At 52.9% G+C, this 13,065-nt stretch carries 13 protein-coding genes; 11 read left to right on the top strand and 2 right to left on the bottom strand.

What is annotated here, in order from left to right:
- Window positions 1–2 precede the first annotated feature (2 nt).
- Window positions 3–1,103, bottom strand: coding sequence for a DNA polymerase III subunit beta (gene dnaN, locus Q4491_RS16450; protein ID WP_303459016.1), 1,101 nt, complete (start codon window positions 1,101–1,103; stop codon window positions 3–5).
- 1 nt (window position 1,104) lies between these two features.
- Entirely contained in the window at window positions 1,105–2,487 is a 1,383-nt protein-coding gene (gene dnaA / locus Q4491_RS16445; protein WP_192017650.1) for a chromosomal replication initiator protein DnaA, read from the bottom strand.
- Between the two features lie 411 nt (window positions 2,488–2,898).
- Between dnaA and Q4491_RS16440 the strand changes: the two genes are divergently transcribed.
- From Q4491_RS16440 to rsmG, 11 genes are all read left to right on the top strand, one after another.
- Entirely contained in the window at window positions 2,899–3,654 is a 756-nt protein-coding gene (locus Q4491_RS16440; RefSeq protein WP_192017649.1) for an amino acid ABC transporter substrate-binding protein, read from the top strand.
- Window positions 3,655–3,777: 123 nt separating this feature from the next.
- Entirely contained in the window at window positions 3,778–4,449 is a 672-nt protein-coding gene (locus Q4491_RS16435) for an amino acid ABC transporter permease (RefSeq protein ID WP_192017648.1), read from the top strand.
- A complete protein-coding gene (locus tag Q4491_RS16430; RefSeq protein WP_192017647.1) occupies window positions 4,446–5,183 on the top strand; it encodes an amino acid ABC transporter ATP-binding protein in 738 nt (245 codons plus the stop codon). The genes Q4491_RS16435 and Q4491_RS16430 overlap by 4 nt, the downstream gene beginning before the upstream one ends.
- Before the next feature lie 235 nt (window positions 5,184–5,418).
- Window positions 5,419–5,553, top strand: a complete 135-nt coding sequence (gene rpmH / locus Q4491_RS16425; RefSeq protein ID WP_075762025.1) for a 50S ribosomal protein L34 — start codon at window positions 5,419–5,421, stop codon at window positions 5,551–5,553.
- Window positions 5,554–5,567: 14 nt separating this feature from the next.
- Window positions 5,568–5,924 carry a ribonuclease P protein component gene (rnpA, locus tag Q4491_RS16420; protein ID WP_027251744.1) on the top strand — a complete coding sequence of 119 codons (357 nt, stop codon included), beginning with the start codon at window positions 5,568–5,570 and terminating at the stop codon, window positions 5,922–5,924.
- Window positions 5,891–6,148 (top strand): membrane protein insertion efficiency factor YidD, encoded by a 258-nt coding sequence (gene yidD, locus Q4491_RS16415; protein ID WP_081669217.1) that lies wholly within the window; start codon window positions 5,891–5,893, stop codon window positions 6,146–6,148. The genes rnpA and yidD overlap by 34 nt, the downstream gene beginning before the upstream one ends.
- Window positions 6,149–6,150: 2 nt before the next feature.
- Entirely contained in the window at window positions 6,151–7,770 is a 1,620-nt protein-coding gene (yidC, locus tag Q4491_RS16410) for a membrane protein insertase YidC (protein WP_303459004.1), read from the top strand.
- 130 nt (window positions 7,771–7,900) lie between these two features.
- Window positions 7,901–9,268 carry a tRNA uridine-5-carboxymethylaminomethyl(34) synthesis GTPase MnmE gene (gene mnmE, locus Q4491_RS16405; RefSeq protein WP_218386754.1) on the top strand — a complete coding sequence of 456 codons (1,368 nt, stop codon included), beginning with the start codon at window positions 7,901–7,903 and terminating at the stop codon, window positions 9,266–9,268.
- A 396-nt stretch (window positions 9,269–9,664) separates the two neighbouring features.
- Entirely contained in the window at window positions 9,665–10,105 is a 441-nt protein-coding gene (gene mioC, locus Q4491_RS16400) for an FMN-binding protein MioC (RefSeq protein WP_192017645.1), read from the top strand.
- Between the two features lie 432 nt (window positions 10,106–10,537).
- Window positions 10,538–12,442 (top strand): tRNA uridine-5-carboxymethylaminomethyl(34) synthesis enzyme MnmG, encoded by a 1,905-nt coding sequence (mnmG, locus tag Q4491_RS16395; RefSeq protein WP_192017644.1) that lies wholly within the window; start codon window positions 10,538–10,540, stop codon window positions 12,440–12,442.
- Window positions 12,439–13,062 (top strand): 16S rRNA (guanine(527)-N(7))-methyltransferase RsmG, encoded by a 624-nt coding sequence (gene rsmG, locus Q4491_RS16390; protein WP_120513851.1) that lies wholly within the window; start codon window positions 12,439–12,441, stop codon window positions 13,060–13,062. The genes mnmG and rsmG overlap by 4 nt, the downstream gene beginning before the upstream one ends.
- Window positions 13,063–13,065: the final 3 nt, after the last annotated feature.

The following is a 13,065-nucleotide window of genomic DNA, read 5'->3' as shown; positions in this document are numbered from 1 at the left end:
GGTTACAGCCGGATCGGCATAACCACGTACAGCGCATCACTGTCAGCGACATCTTCAATCAGGGTACTGGCTGTCGCGTCCGTCATCGAAATCCGCACCTGATCGCACTTCAGGGTATTGAGCACATCCAGGATGTAGCTGACATTAAAGCCAATCTCCAGCTCGTCGCCCTGGAAGTCGACATCCAGCACTTCTTCCGCTTCTTCCTGTTCAGGGTTGTTGGCAGTGATCCGCATTTCATTGTTGATCAGATTCACGCGCACGCCGCGGAATTTCTCATTCGATAAAATGGCGGCACGGGAAAAGGCCTGGCGCAGTTCCTCACAGCTGGCCTGCAGAAACTTGCTGCTGTTTTGCGGCAACACGCGGCGGTAATCCGGAAAACGGCCGTCAACCAGCTTGGAAGTGAAGATGAAATTGTTGACCACAGCCCGCAGGTTAGACTGGCCAATCTGCAGCACGACCTCGGCATCCGGGCTGTCTAACAGACGCATTAACTCCATCACCCCTTTACGCGGCAGGATAATTTGCTTGCCCGGCATGTCAGTCTCGGTATCGACAGTACAGACCGCCATACGGTGCCCGTCGGTCGCCACCGAGCGCAGCTGTTTGCCATCGGTTTCCATCAGCATACCGTTCAGGTAGTAACGCACATCCTGATTGGCCATGGAAAACTGGGTACTTTCGATCAACTGACGTAACTGACCCTGCGCCAGATGCAGTTCCACATCGCTTTGCCAGTCTTCAATATTGGGAAAGTCACTGGCCGGCAAAGTCGTCAGTGAGTAACGACTACGGCCAGAGCGCAGCAGCAGCCTGTCACCCTGCAATTCAATCTTAAGTTGCGCACTGTCTGGCAGTCCGCGGCAGATATCGAGAAATTTGCGGGCAGGTACAGTGGTCGCCCCCGGTTCCCAGTCACCGTCCAGTGCCAGACTGGCCACCAGCTCCACTTCCAGATCGGTAGCCGTCAGAGACAGCTTGCCCGCATCTACCTGCAGTAACAGGTTGCCGAGGATAGGCAGCGCCGGACGGCCACCCAGTGCACCGTTTACCTGCTGCAGAGGTTTAATGAGATGTTCTCGTTCAACGGAAAATTTCATATTACGACGACAATGTCCTGATCAGGTTAGAGTAATCTTCTTTAATATCATGGCTTTCTTCACGCAGCTGTTCGATTTTACGACACGCGTGAAGCACAGTGGTATGGTCGCGGCCGCCAAACGCATCACCGATTTCCGGCAGGCTGTGGTTGGTCAGCTCTTTGGCCAGCGCCATCGCCATCTGACGAGGGCGAGCCACCGAACGGGAACGGCGCTTGGAGAGCATATCAGCCATCTTGATTTTATAGTACTCGGCCACTGTCTTTTGAATGTTATCAATAGTGACCAGCTTTTCCTGCAGCGCCAGCAAGTCACGCAGCGCTTCGCGGACAAAATCAATCGTAATCGCCCGGCCGGTAAAGTTGGCGTTGGCAATCACCCGGTTCAGTGCCCCTTCCAGCTCACGCACGTTCGAGCGCAGGCGCTTGGCAATAAAGAAGGCCACTTCATCGGCCAGGCGAATATTGTGGTCTTCAGCCTTTTTCATCAGGATAGCCACCCGGGTTTCCAGTTCAGGCGGCTCTATGGCCACTGTCAGCCCCCAGCCAAAGCGGGATTTCAGGCGATCTTCCACCCCGCTGATTTCACGCGGGTAGCGGTCTGAGGTCAGGATAATCTGTTGGTTCCCTTCCAGCAGGGCATTGAAGGTGTGGAAAAATTCTTCCTGCGAGCGCTCTTTATTGGCAAAGAACTGGATATCATCGATCAGCAGGGCATCGACGCTGCGGTAGTAACGTTTAAATTCTTCAATCGCATTGTTCTGCAGGGCTTTTACCATGTCCTGAACAAAACGTTCAGAATGCATGTAGACCACTTTGGCGTTCGGTTTGCGATCTGCAATGGCGTTACCCACAGCATGCAGCAAGTGGGTTTTACCCAGGCCGGTACCACCATAAAGAAACAGCGGGTTGTACGCCGCTCCCGGGTTATCCGCCACCTGGCGACAGGCGGCCAGCCCGAGCTGGTTCGATTTACCTTCCACAAAATTGTTGAAGTTATGTTTCGGGTTAACATTGGAGCGGTAACCCTTTTGCGATTCCGGCTGCACCGGCGACGGTGCGGGTTCCCAGGTCGGTGACGGCGGATCGATCTTATTCCCGCTCACCACAGCAGCGGGCTGGGGCGGCGGCACAGTCACAGGTTTGCTGCCCACTTCAAAACGCAGCATTGGGGTATCGGCACCGCAGAATTCATTTAACAGGCGGTTGATACTATTGAGGTACTTATCCCGTACCCAGTCCAACACAAATCGGTTCGGGGCGAACAAGGTCAAGGTGTTGTCGTTTAACTCGGCCTGTAGCGGACGAACCCACATGCTGAATTCCGTGGCAGGGAGTTCTTCCTGAAGGCGTTGAAGGCACTGCAGCCAAAGCGAAGATGACAAGTTCGACTCCACATTGAATAACGAAAATACGAAAAGGGACGCAATTTTATACCTGCTGGCTTAGGATCTCCAGCAAAGAGATCCCAGATCCAGTGAATAAGATCTAAGTTATTCACACAGATCCCACAACCAAAGGCCAGATCAGCACAGTTTAGCCTAGCCTTACCCACAGTTATTTGCACAATCAACAGGATCTTGAGGATAAAAACAGCAGCTTGCCGGTCAAAACGCTATTATTTCAGGTCTTATATAAGCGGTAGCCGCTTTTACCGGCACAAAGTTTTCCGCTTTGCCGGGTAATAGCCCTATAGTTATTACAAATAACTTTTGGTTATTTAAGCATTGTTCTTACTGACAAGTAGGATGATAGGAATCACCCTACAAAAACAACATCATCTCAGGAGCAGACAGATGAAAAACTGGGTTAAAGCTTCATTAACCGCGCTTACACTTGGTCTGAGCGTCAGCCAGGCAGCGATTGCTGCTACTGACGTTAAAGTCGGCATGTCTGGCCGCTACTTCCCGTTCACTTTCGTAAAACAAGATCAGCTGCAGGGCTTTGAAGTCGATCTGTGGAATGAAATCGGTAAACGCAACGATTACAAAGTAGAATATGTCACCGCGAACTTCTCCGGTCTGTTTGGCTTGCTGGAAACCGGCCGTATTGACACCATTTCCAACCAGATCACTATTACCGATGAGCGTAAAGCCAAATACGTATTCAGCGACCCTTATGTGATTGACGGCGCGCAACTGGTGGTCCGTAAAGGTAACGAAAACATCAAGAGCACAGACGATCTGAACGGTAAAACCGTAGGCGTGAATCTGGGCTCTAACTACGAGCAACTGCTGCGTGGCCTGGATAATGCCGATGAGATTACGATCAAAACCTATGACACAGGTATTGAACACGATGTCGCGCTGGGCCGTACTGACGCCTTCGTGATGGACCGTTTGTCTTCTGTTGAACTGATCAATAAAGCAGGCTTGCCGCTGCAGCTGGCGGGAGCGACTTTTGAGCGCATCGAAAATGCATGGCCTTTCCAGAACAACGAAAAAGGCCAGCAACTGCGTGACCAGGTCAACCAAGCGCTGAATGCCATGCGTGAAGACGGTACACTGACCGAAATCTCACAAAAATGGTTCGGTACTGACATTACCCGCTAATTGACAGTAATTAATCCTGCCATTTCAGGTCACCATCCTTATACTAATACGTAATATCAAGACTCACCTTTAGGGTGGGTCTTGTCACTTTCGTTATCAATACTCCACGGAACACGCATCCATATGGGCTTCGATTTTGAATACATGCTGTCACTCATGCCTATTTTGCTCAAATATCTGGGCACAACCATGGGCATGGCGGTATGGGGACTGGTTTTTGCGCTGGTGATCTCCGTTACTCTGGCCTTGGTTCGGGTCTACCGGTTACCCGTACTGGATCAGCTCAGTCAGGTTTACATCAGCTTCTTTCGCGGCACACCTTTGCTGGTACAACTGTTTTTGCTCTACTACGGCTTGCCGCAAATCTTTCCTCCGCTGGTCGGCCTGGATGCGTTCAGTGCTGCCGTGATAGGACTCAGCCTGCACTTTGCCGCCTACATGGCGGAAAGCATCCGCGCCGCCATCATAGGTGTCGACCACAGCCAGCGCGAAGCCAGCCTGTCTATCGGTATGACTGAAATGCAGGCCATGCGCCGCATCATACTGCCACAGGCGACCCGGGTCGCCCTGCCGTCACTGATGAACTACTTCATTGACATGATCAAATCCACCTCGCTGGCATTTACCTTAGGGGTCGCTGAGATCATGGCCAAGGCACAGATGGAAGCCTCCTCCAGTTTCAAATTCTTCGAAGCTTTCCTGGCCGTCGCCCTGATTTACTGGGGGATAGTGGTGGTGCTGACCCGGATACAAAACTGGGCAGAAGTAAAACTTAACAGGGCATACGTACGATGATTGAGCTGCATAACCTCAGTAAACGCTTCGGTGACAACACCATTTTCTCAGGGATTGACCTGTCGATCAGTCAGGGCGAAATCGTGGTGATCATCGGCCCGTCCGGTACAGGGAAATCCACCCTGCTGCGCTGTATCAATTTTCTCGAACACGCCAACACTGGCCATATGACCATAGACGGCATCCATGTTGAAGCCCCGGTAGCAACCAAAAAAGACATACTGGCCATTCGGCGCAAAACCGGCTTCGTGTTCCAGAACTATGCCCTGTTTGCCCATATGACGGCACGTCAGAACATCGCCGAAGGTCTGATCACGGTCAAAGGCTGGGATAAGCAGGCCGCCAACGACAAAGCCCAGCAAATTCTCGATGACATAGGGCTGGGTGAAAAAGGTGACAGCTACCCGGCAGCGCTGTCCGGCGGCCAGCAACAACGGGTCGGGATCGGCCGGGCCATGGCGCTGGAAGCCGAGCTGCTGTTGTTTGATGAACCGACCTCCGCGCTGGACCCGGAATGGGTCGGCGAAGTGCTTAACCTGATGAAAATGCTGGCAACACGTAACCAGACCATGCTGGTGGTGACCCATGAGATGCAGTTTGCCCGAGAAGTGGCAGACCGGGTGATCTTTATGGCCGACGGCGAGTTTGTCGAACAGGGATCTCCGCAGGCGATCTTCAGCCATCCGCAGGATCCGCGTCTGAAAAAGTTCCTGCGCCAGGTTGGGATCCAGTAAGGATCCTTGCACTCCGCCAAACAAAACGTATAATTCAGCGCCCGGGTGCATCCTGACAAAAACAGGATAAAAACCGACCCACAGGCAGGGGGTAAAGATTGACTCCGAGCGGGTCAGTGATTACAATTCCGCCTCTTTGTGGACGTAATGGGTTTTTTGAAGCCCTTCCAGGGGTCCTTCGGGCAACCGGTTAACACAAAAACTTAAAACTGATCAGTAATTTTAAGGTAAAACCATGAAACGCACTTTTCAACCTTCAGTTCTAAAGCGCAAGCGTAGCCACGGCTTCCGTGCTCGCATGGCAACTAAGAACGGTCGCGCTGTAATCAATGCACGTCGCGCCAAAGGCCGCAAGCGTCTGTCTAAGTAATCATTGCGATTATTTTGACTAAGTACGCTTTTTCTCGGGAGTTACGTCTGTTAACTCCCGAAGATTATAAACATGTCTTCCAGCAAGCTCACAGTGCTGGCTCTCCTCACTTCACCATTCTGGCCCGCAACAACGACCTGAACCATCCACGGCTCGGTCTGGCAGTCCCTAAAAAACAAATCAAAACCGCGGTAGGCCGCAATCGGTTTAAACGCCTGGCACGGGAACGTTTCCGTCTCAAGCAACATGATCTGCCTGCTAAAGACTTTGTGGTGATTGCTAAAAAAAGTGCCAGTGAAATGAGCAACGCCGATCTGTGTAAGTTGCTTGATAAGCTATGGCATCGCCTGTCTCGCCCCTCGCGTGGCTAGTCGTAGGACTAGTCCGCTTTTACCAACTGGCAATCAGCCCGCTGATCGGGCCACGTTGTCGTTTCACCCCGACCTGCTCCCAGTATGCGATTGAAGCACTAAAAACTCATGGGGCAATAAAAGGTTGTTGGTTCACGGCGAAACGTCTATTAAGATGTCACCCTTTGAACAACGGTGGCTACGACCCCGTTCCGCCAACCCAGGATAACGACAGAGAACATTAACGATGGATTCCCAACGCAATATTCTGTTAATTGCCCTGCTGTTCGTGTCTTTTCTTCTGTTTCAACAGTGGAATACCGACACCAGCACGCAACCTCAGAACCAGACAGCTGCGCAAAGCGCGACGACCCAGGGCGATGTCCCGTCACACAGTGGCGAGAGTCAGACAATCCCAGGGCCTAGCAGTTCCGACAAGCTGATCCACATCCGCACCGATGTGCTGGATCTGACTGTTGATACTCTGGGTGGTGACATAGTTGAAGCCAGACTGCTGGCCTACGACAACGAACTGGACTCCAGCGATCCCTTCGTGCTGCTGAAAAACGAACCGGCGCACCAGTACATTGCCCAGTCAGGTCTGATCGGCGCCAATGGTATCGACTCTACCGCCGGCCGTGCCCAACTAACAGCAGCAGGCACTGACTTTGTACTGGCCGATGGTCAGGACGAACTTAAAGTGCCACTGACCTACAGCAAAGACGGTATCGAGTACACCAAGACCTTCACCCTGACCCGTGACAGTTACGCGGTGGACGTGTCCTACACCATCAACAACCAGTCTGACGCACCTGCCACAGTGCAGATGTACGCCCAGCTGAAGCAAACCCTGCTCGATGACGGCGGCAGCCTGACCATGCCGACTTACCGCGGTGGTGCTTACTCGGCTGACGACGAAAAATACAAAAAGTACAGCTTTGATGACATGGCCGATAAGAACCTGAACCTGAGCATGGAACAGGGTTGGGCAGCCATGATGCAGCATTACTTTGTCTCGGCGTGGATCCCGCATACCGATGACACCAGTAACCTGTTCTCCCGCACCAGCCAGGGCCAGGGTTACATTGGTGTCCGCCTGCCAAGTGCCACTGTGGCACCGGGTGCCGAGCAGACGCTGACGGCGACCTTGTGGTCTGGTCCTAAACTACAGGACAAGCTGGAAGCAACGGCACCGAATCTGAATCTGACCGCCGATTACGGCTGGCTATGGTTCATTGCCAGCCCGCTGCACAAACTGCTGTCGATTATCCATGATTTCGTGGCTAACTGGGGTATCGCCATCATCATCCTGACGTTTATCGTCCGTGGTGTGATGTTCCCGCTGACCAAAGCCCAATACACCTCCATGGCCAAAATGCGCATGCTGCAGCCAAAACTGCAGGCGATGCGTGAGCGCTTCGGCGACGACCGCCAGCGCATGAGCCAGGAAATGATGGAGATGTACAAGAAAGAGAAAGTGAACCCGCTGGGTGGCTGTCTGCCGTTAATCCTGCAGATGCCAATCTTCATCGCCCTGTACTGGGCACTGATGGAATCAGTGGAACTGCGTCATGCTCCTTTCTTCGGCTGGATTCATGACCTGTCAGCTCAGGACCCGTACTACGTGCTGCCTATCCTGATGGGTGTCACTATGTTCCTGATCCAGAAGATGAGCCCGACCACAGTGACCGATCCTATGCAGCAGAAGATCATGACCTTCATGCCTGTGCTGTTCACCGGTTTCTTCCTGTTCTTCCCGGCAGGTCTGGTACTCTACTGGCTGGTGTCAAATATCGTCACCCTGATTCAGCAGTACATCATCTTCAAACAACTGGAGAAGAAAGGCCTGCACAGCAAAAAAGCGTAAGCCTGCTTCTGACTATAAAGATGACAAGGCGGCCTGTATGGCCGCCTTTTTGTTGCCCGCTCGCAGAGTTGGCTATCCTGATCAACACTGATTACAATAGCGCCCACGCTCAAAGACGAAAGCTATCATGATGACTCAGACAACCGACACTATCGTCGCTCAGGCCACCCCTCCGGGCCGTGGCGGAGTCGGCATTATTCGCGTATCCGGTCCGCTGGCTGGCCAGGTGGCCGAAGCCGTAACCGGACGCAGCCTCAAGCCACGTTACGCTGAATATCTGCCCTTTCGGGCCGCAGACGGCACAGCACTCGATCAGGGCATCGCCCTGTATTTCCCGAACCCGAATTCATTCACCGGTGAAGATGTGCTGGAATTGCAGGGGCACGGTGGCCCGGTGCTGATGGACATGCTGATCAAACGCATACTGCAGATTGAAGGGGTACGCCCTGCCCGCCCGGGCGAATTTTCCGAGCGGGCCTTCATGAACGACAAGCTGGATCTGGCGCAGGCCGAGGCCATTGCCGATCTGATTGATGCCAGCAGTGAAGAAGCCGCCAAGAGTGCCTTCCAATCGCTGCAGGGCGCTTTTTCCCAGCGCGTCAATGCGCTGGTGGAAGCCCTAATCCATCTGCGCATTTACGTTGAAGCTGCAATTGATTTCCCGGAAGAAGAAATTGATTTTCTCAGTGACGGCAAAGTCAGCGCCGATCTGGATACTGTGATGGCAGAGCTCAATGCGGTGCGCCGCGAAGCCAATCAGGGCGCCATCATGCGCGAAGGGATGAAAGTGGTAATTGCCGGGCGGCCGAATGCCGGTAAATCCAGCCTGCTCAATGCCCTGTCCGGCAAAGACAGCGCCATAGTCACCGACATTGCCGGCACCACCCGTGACGTGCTGCGCGAGCACATCCACATCGACGGTATGCCACTGCACATCATAGATACCGCCGGCCTGCGCGACGCCAGCGACGAAGTCGAACGTATCGGGATTGAACGGGCCTGGGAGGAAATCCGCCAGGCAGACAGGGTGCTGTTTATGGTCGATGCCACCACCACAGACGCGACCGACCCGGCAGAGATCTGGCCCGATTTTATCGAACGCCTGCCGGACTCCATGGGCCTGACCGTGATCCGCAACAAAGCGGAGCTGACCGGTGAACCAACCGGGATCTGCCATGTCAGCCAGCCCACCCTGATCCGCCTGTCGGCCCGGACCGGAGACGGCGTGGAAGCCCTCCGCGAACACCTCAAAGCCTGCATGGGCTTTGCCGGGACCACGGAGGGCGGCTTCATGGCCCGCCGTCGCCATCTGGATGCACTGGAACGAGCCGCCATGCACCTGGACACAGGAAAATCGCAGCTGGAAGGCTACATGGCCGGTGAAATCCTGGCTGAGGAACTGCGTCTGGCTCAGCAGCACCTGAGCGAAATCACCGGCGAATTTACCTCCGATGATCTATTGGGCCGCATCTTTACCTCCTTCTGTATCGGCAAATAAAACCGACAGCGCCAACCACACAGCCCTGCCAGACTGGCAGGGCTTTTTTTCACCTTACTGTAATGATCAGCAGGGTGATCCTGCTTGGCAACCATAACAGCTCACCCAGCCCCCGATCCCTGGGTATCGGCAGCGATCAAAAGCCGTTGATAACTGCCGCTTTAAGAACGATCAAGCACAGAGGATCCTTGGGATTAACTGTTGGTAACTGTTCTAATAGACTGAAATTAATAACAATGTTGCATTAATGGTGTCATTACCCATCGCCAACCCCCTTCCCGCCTCTGCCTGGTGCCCAAAAGGCGGACAACAGGCACATTTTTCCAAGGGTTTTCTTATCGCCAACTCAGAGTACAATTCAGCCATTCTGACATTTGTCTATATAAAGAGGCCCCTATGGCGACCATTACCCTGATCACAGGCAGCACTCTCGGCGGCGCGGAATATGTCGCCGATCACTTAGCCGAACTGCTTACTGACGCCGGTCACGACACCGAAACTCTCAACCAGGCCGCCCTGGATGAGCTTAATTCAGAGCATATCTGGCTGCTGATTTGCTCAACCCATGGTGCCGGTGAGTTCCCCGACAATATTCAGCCCTTTGTCAACCAGCTGAAGGATCAGCAGCCCGATCTCGGCGGGCTGAAATATGGTGTGGTGGCCATTGGCGACAGCAGTTACGACACTTTCTGCCAGGCAGGTAAAGAACTGGATCAACTGCTGGCCGATTTGGGCGCCCAGCGTCTTGGTGAACGGCTCGACATCGACGTTTCTCAGGATCCTGTACCGGAAGACCCGGCCGAAATCTGGCTGGACGGCTGGAAAAAGCTCCTTTAAGCCTTCTCTGACTGGCGATAATTACTCCCAATTACGCCAGTTTTTTATTTTTCTTCTGTGTATAACTATAGATCTAAACGGTGATCAACCCTTTGTTATCCAATGAACAACTTAATCGCCAATAACCCCCTGTGGATAAAGTGCCATTTAGATCCCAGGAAGTCCTTACGAAGATCCCACACACCTAACAAGAAGTGATCCTCCCTAACAGCATGATCATTAGGATCAAAAACGACTTATCCACACGATCGGGCGATCCTAATAGTAGATCCAATAAGAGATCTTCTTAAAAAGATCTTATATATATTTAGGATCTCGGCCTCTGATCATTTGATCACCAAGAGTGATTCTTTCTTGCCTGGAAACGAGGTAGAATATACCCCCTTTGCTTCAAGCAAATTGAATGGCTAATTGATCACCTGAGGTAATTTCATGTTTTACCAGGAAAATTTTGATGTCATCGTAGTTGGTGGCGGTCATGCCGGAACGGAAGCCGCATTGGCAGCAGCACGCATGGGTCAGAAAACCCTGTTGCTGACCCATAATATCGATACCCTGGGTCAAATGTCCTGTAACCCGGCGATTGGCGGGATCGGGAAAGGCCATCTGGTAAAAGAAGTGGATGCTTTGGGTGGTTTAATGGCGCAAGCCATTGATAAAGGTGGAATTCAGTTCCGTACCCTGAATTCATCAAAAGGCCCGGCCGTACGTGCAACCCGTGCTCAGGCAGACCGGGCGCTTTACAAAGCTGCAGTTCGTGAAGCATTGGAAAACCAGCCTAATCTGATGCTGTTCCAGCAGGCGGTTAACGATCTGATCGTCGAGCAGGATCGTGCTGTGGGCGTGGTGACCGAAATGGGTCTGAAATTCCGTGCCCGTAGCGTGGTATTAACCGTAGGCACCTTCCTGGGCGGCAAGATCCACATCGGCCTGGAAAATTACAGCGGCGGCCGCGCCGGCGATCCTCCGTCGATCGCCCTGGCGGATCGTCTCCGTGCCTTGCCTTTCCGTGTCGATCGTCTGAAAACCGGTACACCGCCACGAATCGATGCCCGCACAGTGGATTTCAGCCAGCTGGAAGCCCAACATGGTGATAATCCGACTCCGGTGTTTTCTTTCCTCGGTAAACACTCGGATCATCCACGCCAGATCCCGTGTTTTATTACCCATACCAATGAAAAGACCCATGATGTGATCCGCAATAATCTGGATCGCAGCCCTATGTATTCTGGGGTGATTGAAGGTATTGGCCCACGTTATTGTCCGTCTATCGAAGACAAGGTGATGCGCTTTGCGGACAAAAACAGCCACCAGATTTTCATTGAGCCGGAAGGCCTGACGACACACGAACTGTATCCGAACGGTATCTCCACCAGCCTGCCGTTTGATGTGCAGATGCAAATCGTCCGTTCAATGAAAGGCTTTGAAAATGCCAGTATTATTCGCCCAGGCTACGCCATTGAATACGATTTCTTCGATCCGCGTGATTTGAAACCCACGCTGGAAACCAAATTTATCAGCGGTCTGTTCTTTGCCGGCCAGATCAATGGCACCACAGGTTATGAAGAAGCCGCTGCCCAGGGGCTGCTGGCGGGCATGAATGCCGCTTTGCAGTCACAGGATAAAGAAGGTTGGAGCCCGCGCCGCGATCAGGCTTACCTGGGCGTACTGATTGACGATTTGTCGACCATGGGTACCAAAGAACCGTACCGCATGTTTACCTCGCGTGCTGAGTATCGTTTGTTGCTGCGTGAAGACAACGCCGATATTCGTCTGACCGAGCTGGGTCGCCAGTTTGGTCTGGTGGATGACGAGCGCTGGTCACGTTTTAATGAAAAAATGAACACCATCGAGCAGGAGCGTCAGCGCCTGAAAGACATCTGGATCCACCCGGCTTCTGAGCACGCGGCGACGATCAATGAGATTTTGAAAACCCCGCTGACCCGTGAAGCCAGTGGTGAGGATCTGCTGCGCCGTCCGGAAGTGACCTATGAGCAACTGACGGCTCTGGCTCTGTTTGGCCCGGCCAGCACCGATGCCGAGGCCAGCGAGCAGGTTGAGATCCAGGTTAAATACCAGGGCTATATCGACCGCCAAAGAGAAGAGGTGGAAAAATCTCTGCGTCATGAGCAGAGCAAACTGCCGGCTGATCTGGATTACAAGCAAGTGAAAGGCTTGTCAAATGAAGTGATTGCCAAGCTGAACGACGCAAAACCTGCGACTATCGGCATGGCGTCACGTATCTCAGGCGTAACCCCGGCTGCCATTTCGCTGCTGCTGGTGTACCTGAAAAAACACGGCCTGCTGAAAAAAGGCGACTCGGAGGTGGCAGCGTGAAGGAGCGTCTGGCACAGCTGATTGCAAAAACTGAACTCAAGGTCACAGAACAACAACTTGAGCAACTGGTGGGCTATGTTAGCCTGCTGCACAAGTGGAACAAAGCGTATAATCTGACGTCAGTACGGGACCCCAATGAGATGCTGGTTAAGCACATCATGGACAGCCTGGCCGTCAGTCCTTACCTGTCACAGGGAACGCGGTTTATTGATGTCGGTACCGGGCCTGGTTTGCCGGGTATTCCGCTGGCTATCATGCTGCCCGAGAAGCAATTTACCCTGCTCGACAGTCTGGGTAAGCGAATACGTTTTATCCGTCAGGTTATTCATGAACTGAAGATTGACAATGTCACACCGGTGCAAAGCCGGGTCGAGGCCTTTATCCCAGAACAGGGGTTTGATGCTGTACTAAGCCGGGCATTTGCGTCCATGTCTGATATGGTTAACTGGTGCCGTCATCTGCCTGCTGCGGAAGGTCAGTTTATGGCGCTCAAAGGCCAGGTTACTGAAGAGGAACTGACAGAATTACCAAGCTGGTGTTCTGTGAGTGAGGTCAAATCTTTGCATGTCCCCGACTTGGAGGGGGCGCGTCATTTAGTACTCTTGACGGCAAAGGAATGAATT

Origin of the sequence: Photobacterium sp. 2_MG-2023 (genome assembly GCF_030547675.1) — a bacterium.
In the GTDB taxonomy this organism is placed as follows: domain Bacteria; phylum Pseudomonadota; class Gammaproteobacteria; order Enterobacterales; family Vibrionaceae; genus Photobacterium; species Photobacterium arenosum.
Note: the sequence above shows the minus strand (reverse complement) of the source record. Positions and strands in the feature narration are given on the sequence as shown.

Excerpts from the sequence above, each read along its gene's own strand:
- Q4491_RS16440 (WP_192017649.1), top strand. The coding sequence starts at position 2,899 with ATGAAAAACTGGGTTAAAGCTTCATTAACCGCGCTTACACTTGGTCTG.
- mnmE (WP_218386754.1), top strand. The coding sequence starts at position 7,901 with ATGACTCAGACAACCGACACTATCGTCGCTCAGGCCACCCCTCCGGGC.
- Q4491_RS16435 (WP_192017648.1), top strand. The coding sequence starts at position 3,778 with ATGGGCTTCGATTTTGAATACATGCTGTCACTCATGCCTATTTTGCTC.
- Q4491_RS16430 (WP_192017647.1), top strand. The coding sequence starts at position 4,446 with ATGATTGAGCTGCATAACCTCAGTAAACGCTTCGGTGACAACACCATT.
- yidC (WP_303459004.1), top strand. The coding sequence starts at position 6,151 with ATGGATTCCCAACGCAATATTCTGTTAATTGCCCTGCTGTTCGTGTCT.
- mioC (WP_192017645.1), top strand. The coding sequence starts at position 9,665 with ATGGCGACCATTACCCTGATCACAGGCAGCACTCTCGGCGGCGCGGAA.
- mnmG (WP_192017644.1), top strand. The coding sequence starts at position 10,538 with ATGTTTTACCAGGAAAATTTTGATGTCATCGTAGTTGGTGGCGGTCAT.
- yidD (WP_081669217.1), top strand. The coding sequence starts at position 5,891 with ATGGCATCGCCTGTCTCGCCCCTCGCGTGGCTAGTCGTAGGACTAGTC.
- rpmH (WP_075762025.1), top strand. The coding sequence starts at position 5,419 with ATGAAACGCACTTTTCAACCTTCAGTTCTAAAGCGCAAGCGTAGCCAC.
- dnaN (WP_303459016.1), bottom strand. The coding sequence starts at position 1,103 with ATGAAATTTTCCGTTGAACGAGAACATCTCATTAAACCTCTGCAGCAG.